The sequence below is a fragment of the Undibacterium sp. TC4M20W genome (assembly GCF_049340245.1).
Taxonomy (GTDB): Bacteria; Pseudomonadota; Gammaproteobacteria; order Burkholderiales; family Burkholderiaceae_D; genus Undibacterium.
The window spans coordinates 22,076-42,416 of record NZ_JBMPPI010000027.1 but is presented as its reverse complement, the minus strand read 5'-3'; the positions used below and the strand labels follow the sequence as shown (position 1 = coordinate 42,416).

The 20,341-nt window shown below is 50.8% G+C and carries 16 protein-coding genes; 8 read left to right on the top strand and 8 right to left on the bottom strand.

Features of this window, described 5'->3' with window-relative positions:
* Positions 1–25 precede the first annotated feature (25 nt).
* The 3 genes from ACO0LL_RS24020 to ACO0LL_RS24010 are packed head-to-tail and all read right to left on the bottom strand — an operon-like array spanning position 26 to position 2,207.
* Positions 26–967 (bottom strand): hypothetical protein, encoded by a 942-nt coding sequence (locus tag ACO0LL_RS24020; protein ID WP_422953336.1) that lies wholly within the window; start codon positions 965–967, stop codon positions 26–28.
* Positions 964–1,842 carry an ABC transporter ATP-binding protein gene (locus ACO0LL_RS24015; RefSeq protein ID WP_422953335.1) on the bottom strand — a complete coding sequence of 293 codons (879 nt, stop codon included), beginning with the start codon at positions 1,840–1,842 and terminating at the stop codon, positions 964–966. Before ACO0LL_RS24015 ends, ACO0LL_RS24020 begins: the two co-directional genes overlap by 4 nt.
* Positions 1,839–2,207 carry a GntR family transcriptional regulator gene (locus ACO0LL_RS24010; RefSeq protein WP_422953334.1) on the bottom strand — a complete coding sequence of 123 codons (369 nt, stop codon included), beginning with the start codon at positions 2,205–2,207 and terminating at the stop codon, positions 1,839–1,841. The genes ACO0LL_RS24015 and ACO0LL_RS24010 overlap by 4 nt, the downstream gene beginning before the upstream one ends.
* Positions 2,208–2,399: 192 nt before the next feature.
* Here ACO0LL_RS24010 and ACO0LL_RS24005 point away from each other — a divergent pair, with 192 nt between their 5' ends.
* Positions 2,400–3,287: a DUF2785 domain-containing protein gene (locus ACO0LL_RS24005; RefSeq protein ID WP_422953333.1), complete on the top strand. Its 888-nt coding sequence runs from the start codon at positions 2,400–2,402 to the stop codon at positions 3,285–3,287.
* A gap of 183 nt (positions 3,288–3,470) precedes the next feature.
* Here the strand turns inward: ACO0LL_RS24005 and ACO0LL_RS24000 are convergent, their stop codons facing one another.
* Complete coding sequence (locus tag ACO0LL_RS24000; protein ID WP_422953332.1) at positions 3,471–4,163, bottom strand: aspartate/glutamate racemase family protein; 693 nt, start codon at positions 4,161–4,163, stop codon at positions 3,471–3,473.
* Positions 4,164–4,278: 115 nt separating this feature from the next.
* On the opposite strand from ACO0LL_RS24000, the gene ACO0LL_RS23995 reads away from it, so the two are divergent.
* Both ACO0LL_RS23995 and ACO0LL_RS23990 read left to right on the top strand, forming a co-directional pair.
* Positions 4,279–5,076 carry a helix-turn-helix domain-containing protein gene (locus tag ACO0LL_RS23995; protein ID WP_422953331.1) on the top strand — a complete coding sequence of 266 codons (798 nt, stop codon included), beginning with the start codon at positions 4,279–4,281 and terminating at the stop codon, positions 5,074–5,076.
* A 223-nt stretch (positions 5,077–5,299) separates the two neighbouring features.
* Complete coding sequence (locus ACO0LL_RS23990; RefSeq protein ID WP_422953330.1) at positions 5,300–7,975, top strand: prolyl oligopeptidase family serine peptidase; 2,676 nt, start codon at positions 5,300–5,302, stop codon at positions 7,973–7,975.
* A 220-nt stretch (positions 7,976–8,195) separates the two neighbouring features.
* Here ACO0LL_RS23990 and ACO0LL_RS23985 read toward each other — a convergent pair whose 3' ends face one another.
* Entirely contained in the window at positions 8,196–8,840 is a 645-nt protein-coding gene (locus ACO0LL_RS23985; protein ID WP_422953329.1) for a hypothetical protein, read from the bottom strand.
* A gap of 330 nt (positions 8,841–9,170) precedes the next feature.
* On the opposite strand from ACO0LL_RS23985, the gene ACO0LL_RS23980 reads away from it, so the two are divergent.
* The gene (locus ACO0LL_RS23980; protein ID WP_422953328.1) at positions 9,171–9,464 is read left to right on the top strand and encodes a hypothetical protein; all 294 of its coding nucleotides are present in this window, start codon (positions 9,171–9,173) and stop codon (positions 9,462–9,464) included.
* Between the two features lie 39 nt (positions 9,465–9,503).
* Here the strand turns inward: ACO0LL_RS23980 and ACO0LL_RS23975 are convergent, their stop codons facing one another.
* Together ACO0LL_RS23975 and ACO0LL_RS23970 are read right to left on the bottom strand one after the other, a co-directional pair.
* The gene (locus tag ACO0LL_RS23975) at positions 9,504–10,559 is read right to left on the bottom strand and encodes an AraC family transcriptional regulator ligand-binding domain-containing protein (RefSeq protein ID WP_422953327.1); all 1,056 of its coding nucleotides are present in this window, start codon (positions 10,557–10,559) and stop codon (positions 9,504–9,506) included.
* Complete coding sequence (locus tag ACO0LL_RS23970) at positions 10,559–11,482, bottom strand: GGDEF domain-containing protein (RefSeq protein WP_422953326.1); 924 nt, start codon at positions 11,480–11,482, stop codon at positions 10,559–10,561. Before ACO0LL_RS23970 ends, ACO0LL_RS23975 begins: the two co-directional genes overlap by 1 nt.
* A 430-nt stretch (positions 11,483–11,912) precedes the next feature.
* On the opposite strand from ACO0LL_RS23970, the gene ACO0LL_RS23965 reads away from it, so the two are divergent.
* The 4 genes from ACO0LL_RS23965 (at position 11,913) to ACO0LL_RS23950 (ending at position 19,017) form a co-directional block, all read left to right on the top strand.
* Complete coding sequence (locus ACO0LL_RS23965) at positions 11,913–14,450, top strand: TonB-dependent receptor (RefSeq protein WP_422953325.1); 2,538 nt, start codon at positions 11,913–11,915, stop codon at positions 14,448–14,450.
* Between the two features lie 14 nt (positions 14,451–14,464).
* Entirely contained in the window at positions 14,465–16,318 is a 1,854-nt protein-coding gene (locus tag ACO0LL_RS23960) for a phytase (RefSeq protein ID WP_422953324.1), read from the top strand.
* 149 nt (positions 16,319–16,467) lie between these two features.
* Positions 16,468–17,775, top strand: a complete 1,308-nt coding sequence (locus ACO0LL_RS23955; RefSeq protein WP_422953323.1) for a hypothetical protein — start codon at positions 16,468–16,470, stop codon at positions 17,773–17,775.
* Between the two features lie 405 nt (positions 17,776–18,180).
* Complete coding sequence (locus tag ACO0LL_RS23950; protein WP_422953322.1) at positions 18,181–19,017, top strand: HDOD domain-containing protein; 837 nt, start codon at positions 18,181–18,183, stop codon at positions 19,015–19,017.
* A gap of 24 nt (positions 19,018–19,041) precedes the next feature.
* On the opposite strand, the gene ACO0LL_RS23945 is transcribed toward ACO0LL_RS23950, so the two are convergent.
* A complete protein-coding gene (locus ACO0LL_RS23945; protein WP_422953321.1) occupies positions 19,042–20,115 on the bottom strand; it encodes an acyltransferase family protein in 1,074 nt (357 codons plus the stop codon).
* Between the last annotated feature and the right edge of the window lie 226 nt (positions 20,116–20,341).

Here is a 20,341-nt window from a genome sequence, read left to right as displayed (position 1 = left end):
TGCCGCAATCCCTGTTCTTTTTGCGTCAGGCTGCTTCGCGCCAGCGGCGCAACCGCACGGTCAGATAAAACATTCCTGCTGCTGCCACCACACCCAGCCATAACTGCAGACTGAACATCGTCTGCCAGGATACTGACAGCACGTTGCTGAAATCTACGCCTGTGCCCGAAGGGCGGGCGAAACTGGCAAGCGGGACATGTTCAAACTCTATCCATGCACCTGGAAGTATTCCTCCCAATGCACGTCCAACAATCAAATTGCTGAACCATTTTATGTCACCATTTTGACCCAACAGCAAATTCAGCATAACCACCAAAAATACGAGGAGCAATGGTATGCCAACTGCCCACAAAAACACCCTGGAATGCGCCCAGCTCGATACCAGCATCAACCAACCTATGCTGGGCAAAGCCCATAGAATATACACTGGCAAGGTCGCGAATAACTGCAAGGGTGCCAGGTACAATTTCCCATTCAAGAACAATTCCTGAAATACATACACATCCTGAGTCGTCAATGCAATACTAACTATCATCAACATGAGAAAAGACATGGCGATAGCGCAAAGGATAAATATCACCGGGACGGTCAGACTAGCGGTAATTAACTTGGACAATACTGTTTGAAAATCCGAGACGGGCAAAGACTTCCAGAACAAGATACTGCGATCTCGCCGGTCATCAAATAACGCACCCAGACAATAAAAGAAAATAATGATGGCCATTACTATCAGCAAGGGCCCAGAGAAAAGCAAATACATGCTTGCCAATAGATCACCGACTCTGGGTATATCTTCTTTAAATGTCGTTACCCTTCCTAAAATCCTGGCACCAAATAATGCATGTCCCCTTAGAAAGGGTAAGAGGAACACAAATATCATGGCGCCAGCCACGCACAAGGGTGTCCACAGGAACATGCCCTTGTGTTCCCAGAATTCACGCTTCAAAAGACTAATCATGGTTTTCATTTAGCGATTCCTTTCATACTGGCGACGAACAAGTCTGCCACGCCAGGTATGCGTGTTTCACCGAGACTGGACAACAACTCCTGCGCAACGCCATCAAACAGCATCACCGTTTTGCCGAATACTGCGCGTTGATCAATGGGTTGCAAGGCGATTGCCTTCTGCATGTTTTCCGGTGCAACCATCACTTCGACAAAACGCCCGGCCATTTGCTCCATGCTGGTTTCCAGCACAATTTTTCCTTCATTAATAAAAATCAGGTCACTGAGAATATGCTCAACTTCTTCTACCTGATGGGTAGTGATGATGATGGTTTTGTTTTCATCAAAATAATCTTCCAGCAAATTTTGATAAAACTGCTTGCGGTACAAAATATCCAGGCCCAGGGTAGGCTCATCAAGCACCAGCAGTTTCGCGTCAATGGCCATGACCAGCGCCAGATGTAATTGCACTATCATGCCCTTGGACATGGCCCTGACCTTCATATCCGGCGTCAACTTGGTATTAGCCAGGTATTTTTCAGCCTTGGCACGGTTAAATTTGGGGTGCACTCCTGCAATGAAATCGATAGCCTGCTTCACCTTGATCCAGCGCGGCAAAATGGCAACATCAGCGATAAAGCAGACGTCATTCATGAGGGCATCACGCTGGGTACGCGGGTCCAACCCTAATACCTGCATTTCACCGTCAAAATTGCCCAAACCCAGTATTGATTTGAGGGTGGTGGTCTTGCCCGAACCATTCGGCCCTATCAGACCTACGATGCGACCAGGAGCAATCTCGAAGCTGATGTCATCCAGCACCCGCTGTTTGCCATATTGCTTGCTGACGCCACGGGCGGATATAGCGCTGCTTATAGTATTGGTGATACTGCTCATTTGCCCCCTCCTGTCGTCATCAAACCCGGCAATTGCTGCACATCCAAACCCAGCCTGCGTATACGTTCCAGCATGGCTGGCCATTCTTCTTCAATGAAACGCTGGCGTTCATTCGCCAGTAATTTATCGAGCGCTGATTCGGTCATATACATGCCTACACCTCTTCGTTTTTCCACCAGTTCTTCATCGACCAATTCCTGATAGGCTTTTAAGACCGTAATCGGATTGAGCTGATACTCTGCTGCCACCTGCCTTACCGAGGGCAAGGCATCACCTGGCTTTAACAAGCCATCCAGCATCATGCCCAGCACCCGCTGCTTCAATTGCCGGTAAATCGGCGTCTGGTCATTCCAGTTAACACTCATGCTTGCACCTTCCTGTGAATACCCGGGACAACGAGATTGATACTTCTGCTGCGTCATCTCACAAGTAAATTAGTGTTGTAGTTAACTATAACACCAACTCAATTCAGTTTGTGCAAGTTTTTTGCGGTGCATGACAAGAAAAAATCGGCATGGCACACTTGTCAATCTTCCTCTTCTGTATGGATAGCACTCATGCATCGCCTGACCTCTACTTTTTGTCTGCTCGCTTTATTGTTCACCACCACTACTGCATTAGCCGATTGTGTTGAACCGACCAAACAGGACTTGAAGTCCGCGAAATCTGCTGGCTGGAAACTGGACGATGACGGCAAGCGACAAAGCCTGGCGCTATCTGCAGCTGATTGTCTTGGTAACCCGGATGCAGAATTACGTGATGAACTGGCGTTTGAAGGGTTATCCGCCTGGATGCGTGCTGAAAAGTTGGAGGTCACGACACTCACCAGCCTGCGCTTGAAAATGCTGAATGCCGTGCAGGCACCTGCAGCGGAAGAAAGCAGCTTTTTGCGGCCCTTTGCCATATTGACGCTGGCAGAACTGGTACGGGCAGACAGGAAAAAACCATATCTGAGCGCACAGGAGAGAATCGATATCGTCAATGCAGGCAGCCACTACCTGAGCAACTTGCGCGACTATCGTGGCTTTGATGAAAAAGACGGCTGGCGACATGGCATAGCACATAGTGCTGACCTGATGCTGCAACTGGCGATGAACCCGGCCATAGAAAAATCCCAGCATGAAACCATGCTGGCAGCCATTGCTACGCAGATCGCCCCAACCACGCACTTCTATCAATATGGTGAGGGAGTCAGGCTGATGACAGCCGTGTATTACCTGGCGCGCGCACCGAGTTTCAACAAGCGCGACTGGGATCTGTGGTTCAACAAACTGATGGACAACAACATACAGCCTGGCCCTTATAACCAGGCCAGACTGGCGCAAAGACATAATGTCAGTGCCTTTTTGCTACCGCTATATTTTTCAGTCAGGGAGAGCACCGAACCCGCCCTGAAGGAAAATCTCTTGCCCGCTGTGAGGGAAGCCCTGCGCAAAGTCAATTGATACTAGTGAACTGTAACAGTGAAATCGAGAGTGAAGGACATGTGCACGGCGCATCAGGGCAAGACAAGGGTGGAACAAATGAGCACAGCGATAGCGGGGCTATCGCGAGTATTTGCAACGCAGCCATGATCGTCGCGCACATGGCAGGCACTCCGATTTTCACTATTACAGTTCACTAACCATTCACGACAAAGCATGTAGAGCAGCATTGCGCGCATGGATGGCTGTGGTATCAAACAAGGGCACACCGGCATCATCCTGGCCTACCAGCAGGCTGATCTCGGTACAACCGAGGATGATCGCCTGCGCCCCACTCTCTTTCAGGCTGGCCATGATGCGGCGGTAGTACTGGCGTGATGCCGGGTTAATCTTGCCCAGGCAAAGTTCTTCATAAATAACCTGGTGAATAATGTCACGGTCTGCCAGCTCGGGCACCAACACTTGCAAACCATGTTTACTGTGCAAACGCTCGCGGTAAAAATCCTGCTCCATGGTAAAGCGTGTACCTAGCAAACCTATTTTGCCGTAGCCAGCATCCTTGATGGCTTGCGCAGTAGGGTCGGCGATATGAAACAAGGGTATCGCGACCGCTGCCTCAATAACATGCGCCAGCTTGTGCATGGTGTTCGTACACAGCACCAGAAAATCTGCGCCCGCCAACTCCAGTGAGCGCGCTGCTTTCGCGAGGATGACACCAGCGGCATCCCAGTCACCGGCGTGTTGCAGTCTCTCTATCTCATGAAAATCGACGCTATACAGGATGATTTTTGCAGAATGCAGGCCACCGAGTTTTTCTTTGATGGTTTCATTGATTTGCTTGTAATAAGGTATCGTCGATTCCCAACTCATGCCACCTATCAGGCCTATGGTTTTCATTGCAACTCCATGTGTAAATTAAAGGCCGCTGCCCTGGCCAGTGGATAGAATGGATCTATAATAAACAGACCGCATTTTCCAGGCTATCAAGAAATTTCAGCATAGAGCTTTTGTCATGAGCATGGATACCATCGACATCAAGTGGGCAAGACTGGAATTATTGCCAGCCCTGCCCTATTCCATCAGCAGCACATCTTCCCATACCAGCCTGGGTCTGGCATTTGCACGTCAGACAGGCGTGCATGCGATAGGCAGCGATATCCGTCATGACTTTGATGCATGGCCAGGCGACTTTGCCATCAGCACTGCTGGCTTGCCGATGTTTTCAGAATCAGCACATGGCGGTGAATACCTGCTCATGCACATCACCAGTCCTGATATGTTGGCAGGCATGCGTGCATTATCACCGAGGCAGATATTCCAAGGCGACAAACAGGCTGTCATGCTTGCCTGGCAATTGCGCAGCCTGCTCTTGCAAAAAGACAAAGACGCTCTGCTCCTGCAAGAAAAAGCTGGCTTGTTTTTAAAGCGCGGATTAATACTCACCAATGAAAAATCAAGCAAGGCAAAGACATGCAGCCCATATGCGCAAGACAAAGTTTTGCATAGCCGCATACTGGATTACATCGAAGACCAACTCGACACCACAGTGAATCTGGAAGAACTGGCAACGATAGCAAATATGCCACTGCTGCGTTTCTTGCGCAGCTTTGCCCATGCAACCGGCACCACACCACATACCTACATCACAGAGCGCCGCCTGCAAAGAGCGCGCTTGCTCATCCTTGATAGCAATTTGTCTATTGCCGATATTGCCGCAGATTGTGGTTTTGCTCATCAATCCCATCTTGGTAGCGCCTTTAAATCCAGGCTGGGGCTTAGCCCTCAGCAATACCGCAAGCTGGCTGGGTGAAGCTCAATCCCGCAAAAAACTGAAGCTAACTCCGCTTTCATAAAGCAAAAGCAAATTTTCTACCGATTTTCACAGAAAATATTTTCCCACGGAACTGTTTTCAAAGACATTTGTCTATGGAAAATGCGTTAATTCCGGCGATAGCTTGCTAACATCAGCATTTACGCATCACCTCTTGATCAATCCCATACCTGCTAATTAAACTAAAACCAAGGTTTTCATCATGTCTCCGAAAATTCTCACCGTCAGTATTGCGCTCGCTTTTAGCGGGGCAGCCAGCTTGTTATTTCCTCAAGAAACAGCACAAGCTGCGCCGGCTATTAATAACGTCGCCAAAATCAAGCCAGCCGACCTGACGCTGGAACAGGTATACCGCGCCAAAGGCTATGCAGGGCAGGCCGCCCGCCATATACAATTCAGCAAGGATGGCCGTTACCTGGCTTACACCTGGAACCCTTTCGGTGAAAATGGTTTTGATTTATATGTGCATGACACCCAGACTGGAGAAACCAAACGCATTACTTCACCAGCCCTGATGAAAACCTACGATGCACCAGAAGACTGGGAACGCTTCGATAAAAAAGCCAAACAAAAAGAAAAAGAAGAAGCCGAGCGCCAGGCCAAAGCAGAAGCCCAGGCCGCCTACCTGCGCGGTGAAAAAGTCAACCTGATGCAGTGGGAAGAGGCCGCGCTGGAAGAAGTGAAGCGTGAACTGGCCGAGAAAAAAGCCAAGGACGCTGCCAAGAAAGCTGAAACCGATGCTGAAGCTGCGAGGGAAAAGGCCGCTGCGGCTGCCGCGAAAACCGGCACAGCCAGCGTAGCTAAAAACGATGGCGACAAAAAAGACGAAAAGAAAGATGCAAAGGACGACAACAAAGCCAAGGAAATCTGGGAGCTGCGTGACGAGCTGAAAAAGAAACTCGAAAAAGAAAAACTCAAACCCAGTGACCTCTACCCAGGTGTAGATGGTCTGGTCTGGGCGAATAAAAAGAATGAGCTGATCTTCCAGTATCGCGGTGACCTGTTCCGCCTGAACGCCGCAGATGGCAAGATAGAACGACTGACGCAAACCGATAAAACCGAACGCATCGTCGCCTACCAGGCAGATGATAATGGTTATATCTATATGGATGAAAAACGCCTGTTCAACGCCAGCTTTAGCAGCAGCGCAATACGCCAGTTGAACCGCGAACTGATACACCCAGACGACGCTGATAAAAAATACCGCATCGCCAATACCGTGCTCAGTGAAGACAAGCAATGGATGGCGATTTCTGCCGAGGCACCGGATGCCAAGCCTGAGAATGGCAAGCCAGCGCCACCTGCTGAGCGTCAGGTCGAGATCATGAACTACAGCGAGCGCTTTGCTACGGCCAAAAAAGTGCCGCGTGAAGTGTCCGATGACAAGCGCAAAGTACCTGCCACGGCCCTGTACATACGCCGTGTTGGCGATGCCTCTGCACGCCAGCCACAACCCGTCTTCACCAATGATGGTGGCGATGTCTGGTTTGAAATGAGCCCGGTCGCCTGGGCCAAGGATGGCAGCCGCTACACTTTCTCTACCTGGGAACGTGAAAAAGACTTGTTGCGCATCTATGTTGGCAAGGCAGAAGAAGGCGTCAAGCCACAAATGGTTCTGGAAAGACGCGGCAATGTTGGTCATGAAGTCGTCAATGTACTGGCGCCACGCTTCACCGCCGACAGCCAACAACTGGTTGCCGTGCTTGATGAACAAGGTTATCGCCAGCCTTATGTCATTGATGTCAGCAATGGCAGCGTCAAACCCCTGCTGAAAGGCGACTTTGAAGCTCACAACATCATCGGTTTTAGCGACGACAATAAATCCATGTTCGTACTCGCCAACAAGGATGATTTTGCAGCCATGAATGCGTACAAGGTTGATCTCGCAACTGGTGACATGAAAGCCCTGGGCCAGGCTGGTGACTTCTATCGCAACAGCACTGTGACTGAAAGCGGCGACAAACTAGCCAGCATGGCAGGCCAATGGGCCAGCCGCCCTGAATTGAAACTGGTGGATATCAGCAAAGCCAAATCCACGACGCTGACACAAAGCCATGACCCTCAGTGGAATGCGATAGACCTGCAACGCCCTGAGCGCTTCAGCTACACCAACCGCCATGGTGACAAGATACAGGCCTATGTATTCAAGCCAGCCGGTCTGAGCTCTTCTGACCACCGCCCTGCGATTGTTTATACCTACGGTGGCCCGCTGAATGACAGGCATATCGTCGAAACTGACAGCTTCCAGCAGACCGCCTATATGTTTGGCATGTATATGGCAGCCAAGCACGGTTATGTGACTGTGGCAGTAGACCCACGCGGCCACTCCAATTATGGCCGCAAGTTCAGCGATGCCAACTGGGAACAGGTAGGCAAACCGCAGGCTGAAGACCTGGAAGACCTGACCAAGTACATGCAAAAGAACCTCGGTGTTGATGGCAAGCGCATAGGCCTCACAGGCTGGAGCTTTGGCGGTTTCCAGACCCAATACACCATGTACACCAGCCCTGATACCTTTGCTGCCGGTATCGCCGGTGCTGGCCCGACAGAATGGGAAAACTACAATAGCTGGTACAGTGGCCGCACCATAGGCAAAACAGAGCGCAGCAAACCTAACCTGCGTAAATATTCACTACTGCCTCTGACTGCTGGTCTAAAAAAACCCTTGATGCTGGTACACGGCATGCAGGATCCAAATGTCTTGTATCAGGACACAGTGAATGTGTATCGTGCCCTGCTCGAAAACGGCAAGGAATCCCTGGTTGATCTATTCCTTGATCCAGATGGTGAACATGGCCTGGGTGGCACAGTCAAACCGAAGGCTTTGCACAAGAAATATGAAGCTTTCTTCCTGCAGCATTTGGGCAAGGCTAAATAAGCATTGAATTAGCCGCGGTAACTTGAACAAAAGAGCGACCATGCTGGTCGCTCTTTTTGCTTCTATCAAGGGAAGGAGTATTCGAATGAAGTTTGATTATGCTTTGAGGCCTAAAGCTTACAAAGCCAATAAGCAATAGCTTAGCAATGAAACGAGTGCTGGCGTTTTTTAAAAAATATTCATGGCGAGAGTTATCTGATGTCAGGGTTTGATCAAACACCTAATTTTTCCATGGGCAATGATATTTTATTTCCGTTCCCTGTGTGCCGGGCTGGTTTTCACGTGTAAAGTTGAAAGCAGAGTAAACTTCAAAATCCTTATAGATCCCCTCATGCAATTCTTGTGGTGCAGGGCCAAATGGGCCAGATGCTTTGACGATCTTCAATAAATACCTGTCCAGTTCTTTGTTTTTGCTGGAGAGCAGAACCTGATTGTCATTTAATATTCCTGCACGGTCAAAGCGGAGCATGAAAATGCCCTTGCCGTACAATTTTTTCTTGTTTTTTACAGGGAAATGTTCGGTTCCACAATCTTCTATTTTTTTTGAAATCGTATTTATATACTCTTGCGCCACTGGGCTGCTGAATTTTGTTGAAGGTGTGATTTTCAGAGGATGGGATTGCGCTTCAATCTCACGGATAATTTGCTCAGCCCGATCGGCTATTTTCTGTTGTTCTGGATCACGTAGCTTCACCGATTTTTTTGCTTCTTGCAGCAAGCGTTGTTGTTCTGCTTCCAGTTTTTTAATTTTGAACTCGTTGTCAGCGATTTGCTTTTCCATGCCGACTGCTGTCTGTGCCTGTGCAAACTGCGCTATCTGCATGGTTATGCTGAGAGTAAAAATAATAAGGAGTGTTGGCCGCATGATATTCCTGATTGCTGACACTTTACATGCCTGTGTCAATAGGCCCTTCATCCAGAACAGGACGAAAAGCTTATAATCATGCTTTACAGCCCGGCTTCGGTCAAGCCGTGGAAACTTGATTTTGCTTAAGAGGCTAACCGTTCTTGTTAGCAATTAATACTTGCTTGGGCGCGCATACGTTTTGATGGAAATTGGCCTGAAGGCTAAAAGCAAAAAACAGGGAACGGCAATTTCGCATTAAAATTACCGTAGATTATTTGCGCAAGCATGCTGATAATGCCCCCATCGCCTGATTTTTAGCTCAGGCAAGCACCGATTCAGGAGTAACCCATGAAAAATAGCATCAGCCAATACCTGTATTCCGTTTGCCGACAGGCAGCGCAAGAGTTTCGTCAGATAGGCCAAAAAGTCGGAGAACGCCTGTTGCGTACACCCTTGCCAAAAATCCTGGTTGTCGTACTGGCCATCGCACTACTGATCACCATTATTCCGCTGATCATTACCTTGTTTATTGCTTTTGTCCTCATCAGGATATTATTGAAAATCATTTCCATGAGCGTGCGGCAAAACCGCGGGAAAGATGCAAACGTGCCGTATGAAAGACGAATCAAGGATATACATTGATTGGATAGTTGCAAAAACAGCCTGACTGCTATCGCACCATCAAATCCCAACACTGAAATTCAGTCCAGGAAAATCCTGAGTCAGATTTTCTTTCACGCTGCTGGGCGTCAGCCCTGTCCAGCGCTTGAAAGAACGCCGGAAATTATTCGCGTCATGAAAACCCAGGTGCATGGCGACTGCCTCATTGTCGTAATGACGGCTCTGGAATAAATACAGGGCGACATGGGTGCGTACCTGATCAAGCTCGGCCTGGAAATGCGTGCCTTCTTTGGCCAGATAGCGTTTCATGCTGGCCGGGCTAACTGCAAATGCAGCCGCCAGTTGCTCCAGGCTAGGGTTACCGCGTATATGGGTCAGCAGATAATCATAGACCGCATTTAACAGACTTTGCGTTTCATCGCTGAGCAAGGCTTCTTGCTGTGCCTGTTGCAAGGCCAGGCTGGCTGCCAGCGCATTACCGCGTGGCCACGGCAAATCCAGATACTCTGTAGAGATCAGTATGGCATCCAGATGGCAATTAAAACGCAGCTCACTGCCGAGGTGCACTTCATGTTGCTCGGTGTGGCGGGCAGCGCTGCGGTTGAAACAGAAGCGCCATGGCAAGCGCACACCACTAAGCCAGCGGCACATCGCAACCACGGCTGTCATATGCATCTCAACTATTGCCGGGCGCAGACTGGGGGCGCCATAGCTATTCATCCAGTACAAGACAGCTACCTCCTTGCCTTCACTGAACCTGGGTCTGAGCAAAGGACATAGTAGGGTAGAATGTGCGCACAAAATCTCCAATGCCTGCCGCAGGCTTTGTGCCTGCAATAATGCATGGCTGACACTGCCAAAATGCCCAGGCAGCATTTGTTGCCCCAACATGAAACTGCTGTCGGCACTGCGCAGGGCTTGCAAGGCATTTGCCAGCAATTGCAGATATTGCAGTGGACTGATATTGCATTGCCCTTGCGTGATCCGTGCCGCCTCAAGGCCTACACTACGCAAGATGAGCTCATCATCGACTTCGCGGCTGCGCGTATAGGCCAATATCTGCGCCGCATGGTACCCGGCTTGCAGGCAGGCGTCTGCAGCCTGATGGAAATGCATTACAAGCCCCTCGTTGCCAACTGCGGCTCAGTAGAGGCAAGTGCACTGGCTTCCACTGCGCGGCTAAGCCTGCTCAGCAAAGTATCCGGCGCATCATCCGCCACAGTGCAGGCATGACGCATGCTGATTTCCAGTGTCACCTCTTTGGCACAATAACGCATCTGCCTGACCATGTTGCACAGATGCACGGCCAATGCCTGCGCCTCTTCCAGGCTGGTGTCATGCAAGACCAGGGCAAACCTGTCGCCCGCATAACGACATAGCACATCCTCATTACGCAGGTTCAGCAAGAGCATATGGCTGACGGCCTGCAAGACACGGTCGCCCTCATGTTGACCATGCTGACGGTTGATCAGATGGAACTGGTCTATGTCCAGCAATACCAGCGCACAGGGTACACCAGGATGGCTGTCCAGTTCCTGCTTGATTTGCAGGCGTAAATAATCAGCATTGCTGAGCTGGGTCACACGGTCAAATGCACGGTGGTCACGGAACAGACGCTCACGCTTTTGCAAATGTTCATTCAGGGTGAACTGTTCTTCGCGCCAGTAATACATGCCGGCAGTGACGATCAGCATACCGGCAAAGACCAGCATGGATTCCAGCCAGTTATCCCAGACATCCGCCTTGGGGATGGCAAAAAACTCATCCAGGCAATCTGCCCATGACCCCAGCATGATGGCCGCCAGGCCAAATGCAAACAGCCGTGTTACCAGCCCTTTGGGGCGGCTGCTGAGCATGATCAGCAACCACAGGCCAGACATGACCGAAGTGCCGCCTTCACCGACGATGTCCATCCACTTCCATTTAATCAAGGGTTTGGGCGTGCCCATATAGGCATACAGAAAAATAAAGGCAATCAATGCCACGCAGGCAGTGATGATGAAGTTTCTATGCAGGCGCAGCATGGAATTTTTAAGCATTGCATTCACATCCTAAGGTCAAGTCGCGCGAGGGTAATTGACATGCGTGACGGGACGATGACATGAGCATTTTTTGACATGGCCTATGGATAGAAAACAACGGGGGTGCAAACGGCTCAGGTCCTTATAACTCCCTCCCCTTCAAGGGGAGGGTTAGGGTGGGGATGGGGTTCGTTTGATTAAGCACATATTCACTACGACAGAAACCCATCCCCATCCCGACCTTCCCCTTGAAGGGGAAGGAGTTAAAAACGATCATGCCGCATACCGCCCCTCTGATGGCGAGGTCATTTCAGCTCACATCTTCGCGATTTACAGTGCGATTTCCTCGTAACGGCAAAGCAGGCTCCCCCCTGTCACAAACCCGACATATGTAACTCCTAGAATCCGCCCACTCTTTGCCATCCATTACCTGCGGAAAATCTCACTCATGAAAACCCTGAAGAAAAAGCCTGTCCCCCAACTATCCATCATCATGCTGGGCATCTCCGCCATGCTGAACGCGCATGCCCAGGGGCCTAACGTGACTGTCAGTGATGCCAGCAGCGTCGTTATCAGCGGCCAGCGCGCCAGTATGCGCAAGGCGCTGGAGATGCAGGAAAAAGCCGACAATATCGTCAGCGTGGTCAGTAGTGATGACATCGGTGGCCTGCCAGACAAAAATGCGGCAGAAGCCTTGGCACGCCTGCCCGGCATTTCTGTCCAGCGTGATCAGGGCGAAGGCCGATATATCGTTGTACGCGGCCTGGGTGCCGATCTGAACGGTGTGACCATCAACAATGCACTTGTGCCCTCACCAGAAGCCAGTCGTCGTGCGGTAGCGCTCGATGTTTTGCCTGCCGGGATGATACGTTCACTGGAGGTCACCAAGACCCTGCGCCCTGAACAGGATGCCAGCTCGCTCGGCGGCGCAGTCGAAGTCAAGAGCCTGACTGCCTTTGATTTGCCAGGGAAATTTTTGACATTAAACACCGGTGCCAGCTATGACCAGGTCACTGGCAAGACCAGCCCTAATGCTGGTCTATTGTGGGCTGACCGTTTTGCTGGCGGCAAGCTGGGTATCGCCGCTGGTATTAGCGCTGAGAAACGCAGCTTTGGCTCAGACAATGTGGAAACCGGTGGTGCCTGGGACAATGGCAAACTGGGTGGATTTGAATTACGTGATTACCTGCCTGTGCGTGAACGTCATGCCTATGCCTTGAACCTGGATTACAAGCCGACAGCATCACAAACTTACTTCATGCATGGTTTTTTGAGCGACTTCAGCGATGATGAAGTACGTGACCGCATCACCATAGGCAGCTTTGCCAGCGGCACTCTGGCCGAAGGTGCAACGACTACGGCGAGAGCAGAACGCCGCATACGCCAGCGCAAATATACCCAGACCATCAGTTCCATCGAGCTGGGCACAGAACAAAAATTCCAGGACTGGAAACTGGATCTGGCAGCAGGCTCGAGTCGCGCCAGCGAAGATACGCCAGAAGCCCTGAATGATGGCCGCTTCCGTGGCAATGCTAATTTTGCGGGCGTTGGTTTTAGCGATGGCGAAATACCCAAAATCATAGGCCCCACCAGCCTGTATGATCCGGCGAACTACAGCTTGAATGCCATCAGCCTGCAACAGCGTTTTTCCAAGGATACTGAACAACATCTGAAATTTGATCTGGCGCGCAAATTCCACTTTGAACAGTTTGAATCAAATCTGAAATTCGGTGCCAAGACCAGCCGTCGTGAAAAGACCAATGACACCAATCAATGGACTTACAACAGCAGCAAAACCAGCAGCGGCAATTACTGGGGGCCGGGCTCTACCTCCATGACAGCCTTCGTGCAAAACCAGGCGCTCGATTATCCCCTGGGTAATATAGGCACAGCCATCAGTGCTGACCTGATACGCGCCCGCGTGGCTGGTCTGGACAGGAATGCTGCCCGCCTGGTGCTGGAATCTGCCATCAATGACTACAAGATCAATGAAAATATTGATGCCGCTTATCTGCAAAACAGCTTCGACATGGATAAGCTGCACATACTGGCCGGTGCCAGGGTAGAACGCACGCAGTTTGATGCCGCTGGCACGCAAGTGACTGGAGGCACCAGCCTGCAAGCCATCAGCCGCCAGCGCAGTTATTCAGACTGGCTGCCGTCGCTGCACCTGCGCTATGACCTGGACCAGAAAACCAGTGTGCGCGCAGCCTGGACCAATGCTGTCGTGCGTGCCAACTTCAGCCAACTGGCACCCGGCATCAACCTCACCAGCACTACCGAGGCAGTTATTGGCAACCCGGATTTGAAACCACTGGAAGCCAGTAATCTTGATCTGGGTGTAGAAAAAATATTGGCGCATGATGGCAGCGTATCAGCCTATCTGTTCAACAAGAATATCAAGAACTTCACCTATACCACCAACCTGGCCGGTTCTGGCGCATGGCAAGGCTATACCAGTGCTGTCTCTTATGCGAATGGTGAAACCGCCAATGTAAAAGGTCTGGAACTGTCTTACTCACAGCCTTTGCGTATGTTGTCAGCCCCGTGGAAATACCTGATCGTTGGTGCGAATGCCAGCTTCACACGCTCCAGTGCTGAGATTGCCCGTTTTGATACTGCAACCGGAAAATCTCGCAGCCGTTCCATCAGCCTGCCCGGTCAGTCTGACCGTGTCATGAACCTGATGCTGGGTTATGAACATGGCCGCGTCAGCAGCCGCCTTGCGCTCAACTATAAATCCCCTTACCTGCTGGAACTGGGCACGGATATTTTGCGCGCAGATCAGGACCGTATTGTTGATACCCAAAAACAGCTCGATTTTTCGCTGGCCTATCAACTCAGCAAGCGCTTCCAACTGGTCTTTGAAGCGGCAAACCTGAACAATGAAAAATACTATGTTTACCAAGGTGCACATCAGTACAACGCGCAATATGAACAATATGGACGTACTTACAAAATCAGCCTGAAAGCCAGCGTATTCTGATGAGCATGAAAACGATGAAAACAAAATATCTGATATCGAGCCTGACTTCAATACTGGCCTTTTCCTGCGCCTTTGCAGCAGGTGTGCCACCCGCAGTCACTGGCAAAGCCCAGGAAATAATCGCCCTGCCAGATGGCGGCTGGCTCACGCTGGACAAACAAGGCGTGCGCTTTCTGGATGCACAAGGCAAGGAACGCAGCAAAGTCAGCATGCGGGCAAAGCACCTTGATGCCCGGCCCCATGCAGATGGCATGCTGGCGGTATTTACCGATGCTGATACGCAAAAGACGCATGCCTATGTAGCAGATCAGAAAACCGGGCAACTGCGTTTGCAAACCAGCATGGCTTCTCCTGATTTTTCACTGGAAAGCATGTGCCTGTACCGTGATGCGCAACAGCTCGATCATGTCTTCCTGATTGGCAAGGAAGGACTGAGCGAGCAATGGGTGCTGCATAAAGGCAGCGCGCAACTGGTACGCAAGCTGGCGCTGCCACCACACAGCAAGCATTGCCGTGTCGATGACCAGAGCCAGACCTTGTACCTGAGCGTACCAGAGACCGGCGTCTGGGCATTTACGGCTGAAGCAGAAACTGCAGCCAGACTGAAGCCTGTCGCCATGGCTGCGCCGTTTGGCAAATTGCAGGGTAGTGCTACAGCCATCAGTGCGCTGCCAGGTGGAGTGGCGGTGCTGGATGCCAGCGGCAAGAAACTGCATCTGTATCGCCAGAAGGATGGTCAACATTTTCAGCCTGAGCAAATCGTGAACCTGCCGTACAGTGCAACGAATGTCCATGTGCAGGCATCCAGCAATAACAGCAATAAACTGGATTTCCTGCTGCAGGATGAACAGGCAAAAACCTGGCGCGCCAGCAGCGCCGCCTGGAAGCAGTCAGCAACAACAGAAATAGTCGTCATCGAACCCACGGTGCAAACCGATACTGTCGCTCGCCATGGTGATGCTGCTGATGATCCCGCCATCTGGGTGCACCCGCAAGATGCCAGGCTTTCCCGCGTGCTGGGCACCAACAAGAAACAGGGTTTGCTGGTGTATGACATGCAGGGCAAGCAAACCCAGTTGCTGGAAAGCGGACGTCTGAACAATGTCGATGTACGCCAGAATATCAAATGGGGTCAGCAGAGTTTTGATATCGCCATGGCGACTCAGCGTGATGAAAACAGTCTGGTGTTATATGTCATCAATGACCAGGGCCAAGTGACAGAGGCAGCCCGCTTCCCTACCAAGCTGGACAAGATCTACGGCTTTTGCCTGTACCAGCCACGCACTGGCGGTCTGGAAGCCTTTGTGAATGACAAGGATGGCACTTACCAGCAGTTCCGCATCGCTCACAATGAGCAGGGTTTCAGCAGCAGCCTGGTGCGCAGTTTCAAGCTGGCCAGTCAGCCGGAAGGCTGTGTCGCTGACGACAAGACTGACCGCCTGTTCATGGGCGAAGAAAAGCGCGGCATATGGGTCACGTCTGCCAAGGCAGATCAGCCAGCCGATTTACAAATGGTGATGCCCGTTGGCAAGCAACTGGTAGCCGATGTTGAAGGCCTGGCTATGTACTTTGGTGAACAGAAAAATTACCTGCTGGTATCGAGCCAGGGTGACAGCAGTTATCTGGTGCTGGAAGCGCAAGCTCCTTATCGCCTGCGCGGCAAGTTTCGCGTAGGCATGAATCTGGCGAAGGGTATTGACGGCACTTCAGAAACAGATGGGATAGAGGTAAGTTCTGTCAACTTTGGGGGCGAGTTTGCAATAGGCATGCTGGTCGTGCAAGATGGTTACAAGCGCTTGCCAGATGGCACGCAAAACTTCAAATATATACCCTGGTCTGCGATTGCCAGGGCGTTCAAGCTGGAATGACTCAGTCATTAAATAAACGCACCAGATCAGTGCTGCAACAGAACTGGTGCGGTACAAATTGATGACAATTTGCGGACACTTTTCCAAAAGTCTGTCTTGCCCCACAGACTATGATGATAGGACGATAAAATAGACGATGGGGCAGCAAATTGAAAGCTCGACATATATTCCTGACAGGCAGCTTGTGCCTGATGAGCAGCTTGCTGGCGGCCTGTGGTGGTGGCAGCTCAACTGCTAGCAACCCGGTGGTCACACCACAGAGCACTAGTCTCAGTTTGCGTGGCACGGCGGCAATAGGCAAGGCCATCGCTGATTCGGCTGTCACTTACAAATGCCGCACCGGCACAGGGGCGACCAGGACGGGGGCAGATGGCACGTTCGAAATCAGTCTGCCTGCAGGTAGCGCACTGCCCTGCATACTGGAAACCTCCAATCCTGCAAACGACAAAAAACTGCATGCGCTTGCGGTCAATACTGGTGTCATCAACCTGACGCCCTTGACCGAGATGCTTTCTACCCGCCTCATGCGTACCGATATGGCAGTATTTTTTACCAATCCTGATCTCGATGCGGTAACAAAAACCCTGACCAGCGCGAATGTCACAGCAGCGCAAGCCGAAATTCGCAATCTACTCAGTGGCTTGCTCGACACCAGTAGCTTAAGTGACTTTTACAGCACACCGCTGAAAGCAGCCACCAGCGCCAGCCCCGCCAGTGGCGATGCTCAGGACAAAATACTGGATACCCTGAACCTGGCATTGGCGGCAAATTTATATGATCCGCTACTCACCACGCTGGTGAAAACAAATCCACCTGCCAGCCTCCCGGTATTTGGCCGCGCTGGTTGCCTGATACAGTTAGCCGACAAACAGTTCATGTCATGTAGCGGCCCCGGTCTTTGGGAAACTGCAGCCTATATTGATATTATCCCTGGTGCACTGATCATGGCACCTGGTAGCAAACGCGTGTTTACTGCCGCAATGAATTATCCACCACTTATCGATTACATACGCCAGCCTGTCACCTGGCAGGTAGTGGAAGCCGATGGTGGCACTATCAATATCAATGGCGAATACACTGCACCCAACAAGCCTGGTACTTATCATGTCAGGGCACAACGCGAAGATTACCCTTCACTTAGCACAACTGCTCTGGTGGTCGTGGATAACAGTACACCAGACTTTGTACCAACGCTGAGCGTAGATAGGCACATAGTCAATGTGATGCCGGGTGCCACCATGAACTTACTGGCAAGTATTAATTACCCGCCTAATGTCAACTATATACGCCAGCCAGTGACCTGGAGTGTCATTGAAGCCGACGGCGGCAGCATTAACTTGTCAGGTAACTACGTAGCGCCAACAAAAATTGGTACTTATCACGTCAAAGTGCAGAGAGATGACTTTCCGTCTATATACGTAATACTCGATATTTTGGTAAATTACCCCCCTGATTAAAATAGGATAGCCAAAAAACCGCCCCAGCTGCGTTACACTGTCTAGCCGTACAGTTGTACTGTCGTCGCCAGTGGTGAAGTAGGGGTTTCAGACAAGAAATTGTCTGCCGACGAAACGAATCGCCCTTTCAAGGGCGGTTTCCTTTGCGGTAGCTCTTGCCGGAACAATTTTTTGACTATCCTAGCTTGCAAGATTCCTCTGAGCGCGTATGCTATCGACAGGCCTTGGGTGATTGCAAAATAAAGTTAAATTAGAAGTTGCTTTTGAGAATTTATTGACTATCATACAGACAGTCGATCATTCCTCAAGGCAACTTTTAGCATTCTGCTCAAACCGCAGCATGCAAACTCATGTAGCAATTGCCTATGAGTGGAGGAATCGCCAAATGTTTACCGGGAGAAAGTCATGGACAGGTTGGAAATTTTTAAAAGCATAGCCGCAGAGGTTAATCGTGGGGACATCGTCTTCCCTACCAATGTGGAAGCTTCGCTAAGACTACAACGCACCCTGGACGATCCCGATTGCCATCTGGACGCAGCGGCAAAGCTCATTATGGCCGACCCCCTGCTGTCTGCCCGCACAGTTGCCATCGCCAATTCGGCAGCATATCGCCGTACCACGAATGAAATCACCCACGTCAGGCTGGCAGTCAACCGCCTCGGTTTCCGTACCCTGAAAGCCATGCTGGCCGCCGTCATCGTGCGCCAACTGAATAGCAAGACCACTGACCCGGTTTTAAAGCACAAGGCCGACAGATTGTGGGAACACTCTGCCCATGTCTCTTCCTTGGCGCAGGTGATTGCCAAGCAGGTCACCAGGGTTGATCCTGAAACTGCCATGTTTGCCGGTATCGTCCATGAAATCGGTGGCTTTTACCTGATCTCACGTGCAGAAGAATTCCCTGGCTTGCTTGATGGCGAACCAGAAATCTGGATTGAATATGGCGAACGTATGATAGGCCGCGGCATCATGCGCCAGCTTGGCATACCAGACAGCGTCATGCAGGCTGTAGAAGCCATGTGGCATGGCGTTTGCGCCTTCCCGCCAGAGTCCCTGGGGGACACCTTGATCCTGGCCAATGACATCGCACCGGTACTATCGCCTTTGCATGATGTCGATAGGGAATACAACAAACGCTTTGCCCGTCGCCTGAATTTTGATACTGAAGACAGCAGCTTCCAGATCATCATGGAAGAGCAGGAAGAACAGATCGATACTCTGGCTACTGCACTGATGATGTAATAAAGAAGCGAAAGAAGCAAAACCTCAGATCACTATCCGCCAGCCCTTTTTGTTCATGACAAATGCCAGGGCGGCAAATACCAAAGTAAAGCATGCTGCATAGGCGAAGGATGAAAATTCTTCGCCTGTTTGCTTTTGCAGCACAGCTACAAATACATGCTGGTAGATCGCATTTGCCCACCCAGTCCAGGCCAGCACACAAGTTGCCAGCCATGCGCCCGCATAAACGGCTACCGCATTCACACCCAGGCTTTTACCAATCGCTGGCCAGCCCTGCCTGTCTATCAGCATGTGCATGCCCAGCAACAGCAAAATCGCCCAGGCACTGGTCCAGCACACAAAAGATGGCGTCCACAGTTGTTTATTGAAAGGCAGATATACTGACCAGATCTGCGCCAGCAATACCAAGCCAGCCGCACCTGCGAGCATGTGCATCAACTGCGTATCACGCATTGCCCTGCCCGCCCAGACGCCAGTCAAGACACTCATCATTGCCATCACTGTAGAAAGCAAACCTTCCGGCTCTTGCGCGAGACCGGTTTGTGCATCAAAGCTATACGCCAGTTTGCCGAGCATGGCAGTATCTATTTTATCGACCAGGTTCAGATGTGGCTCATACGAACCGCCCCAGCCCAGCAAAGCCCAATGGGCGAGCATGGCCGCGAGGGAAAGCAAAGCCAGGCTGGACAATTGCCGCACATAGGTAATCAGGCAAGCTACTGCTGCATAACAGATACCGATGCGCTGCAAGACTCCAAGCAAACGGAACTGACGCCCGTCTATCAAGGCCCAGGCAATGAGATGCAGAACAATACCGAGCATGACCAGACGCAAACCGCGCCAGAGTATTTTCTTGCGTATATCAACAATGTTGCCAGCTTTACTGATTTGCGCATCCACAGACATCGCTAAAGACGCGCCCATGATGAACAAGAAGAACGGGAAGATAAAATCCGCAGGTGTACAGCCATGCCAGGCCGCATGCTCCAGCCAGGGATACACATGCGACCAGTCACCGGCATTGTTTACCAATAGCATGGCAGCAACCGTAAGGCCGCGCATCGCATCCAATGCTGCAAAACGTTTTACTGTAAGCATATCCAGCTTCCGGGTGTGCTGAGACCAGTACAGAAATACCAATTCAGCCAGGCAAGCTTACCTGGCATCAAGAAAAATCTCAGAATGGCTAAGCGATGGCTTAATACCAGTGCTAAAATCTGACAAAGTGGTATTTAATCTGGCCTCTTATAAAAAAATAGAAAAAGCTTTTACCATTTCATAGTAAAAATACGGAAATATCTCCTCAAACATCTGCATTATTTGA

Bases quoted from the DNA above. Each gene is read 5' to 3' on its own strand.
- ACO0LL_RS23985 (WP_422953329.1), bottom strand. From the start codon at position 8,840: ATGCGGCCAACACTCCTTATTATTTTTACTCTCAGCATAACCATGCAG.
- ACO0LL_RS24015 (WP_422953335.1), bottom strand. From the start codon at position 1,842: ATGAGCAGTATCACCAATACTATAAGCAGCGCTATATCCGCCCGTGGC.
- ACO0LL_RS24005 (WP_422953333.1), top strand. From the start codon at position 2,400: ATGCATCGCCTGACCTCTACTTTTTGTCTGCTCGCTTTATTGTTCACC.
- ACO0LL_RS23995 (WP_422953331.1), top strand. From the start codon at position 4,279: ATGAGCATGGATACCATCGACATCAAGTGGGCAAGACTGGAATTATTG.
- ACO0LL_RS23970 (WP_422953326.1), bottom strand. From the start codon at position 11,482: ATGCTTAAAAATTCCATGCTGCGCCTGCATAGAAACTTCATCATCACT.
- ACO0LL_RS24000 (WP_422953332.1), bottom strand. From the start codon at position 4,163: ATGAAAACCATAGGCCTGATAGGTGGCATGAGTTGGGAATCGACGATA.
- ACO0LL_RS23990 (WP_422953330.1), top strand. From the start codon at position 5,300: ATGTCTCCGAAAATTCTCACCGTCAGTATTGCGCTCGCTTTTAGCGGG.
- ACO0LL_RS23975 (WP_422953327.1), bottom strand. From the start codon at position 10,559: ATGCATTTCCATCAGGCTGCAGACGCCTGCCTGCAAGCCGGGTACCAT.
- ACO0LL_RS24010 (WP_422953334.1), bottom strand. From the start codon at position 2,207: ATGAGTGTTAACTGGAATGACCAGACGCCGATTTACCGGCAATTGAAG.
- ACO0LL_RS23945 (WP_422953321.1), bottom strand. From the start codon at position 20,115: ATGCTTACAGTAAAACGTTTTGCAGCATTGGATGCGATGCGCGGCCTT.
- ACO0LL_RS24020 (WP_422953336.1), bottom strand. From the start codon at position 967: ATGAAAACCATGATTAGTCTTTTGAAGCGTGAATTCTGGGAACACAAG.
- ACO0LL_RS23960 (WP_422953324.1), top strand. From the start codon at position 14,465: ATGAAAACAAAATATCTGATATCGAGCCTGACTTCAATACTGGCCTTT.
- ACO0LL_RS23965 (WP_422953325.1), top strand. From the start codon at position 11,913: ATGAAAACCCTGAAGAAAAAGCCTGTCCCCCAACTATCCATCATCATG.
- ACO0LL_RS23980 (WP_422953328.1), top strand. From the start codon at position 9,171: ATGAAAAATAGCATCAGCCAATACCTGTATTCCGTTTGCCGACAGGCA.
- ACO0LL_RS23950 (WP_422953322.1), top strand. From the start codon at position 18,181: ATGGACAGGTTGGAAATTTTTAAAAGCATAGCCGCAGAGGTTAATCGT.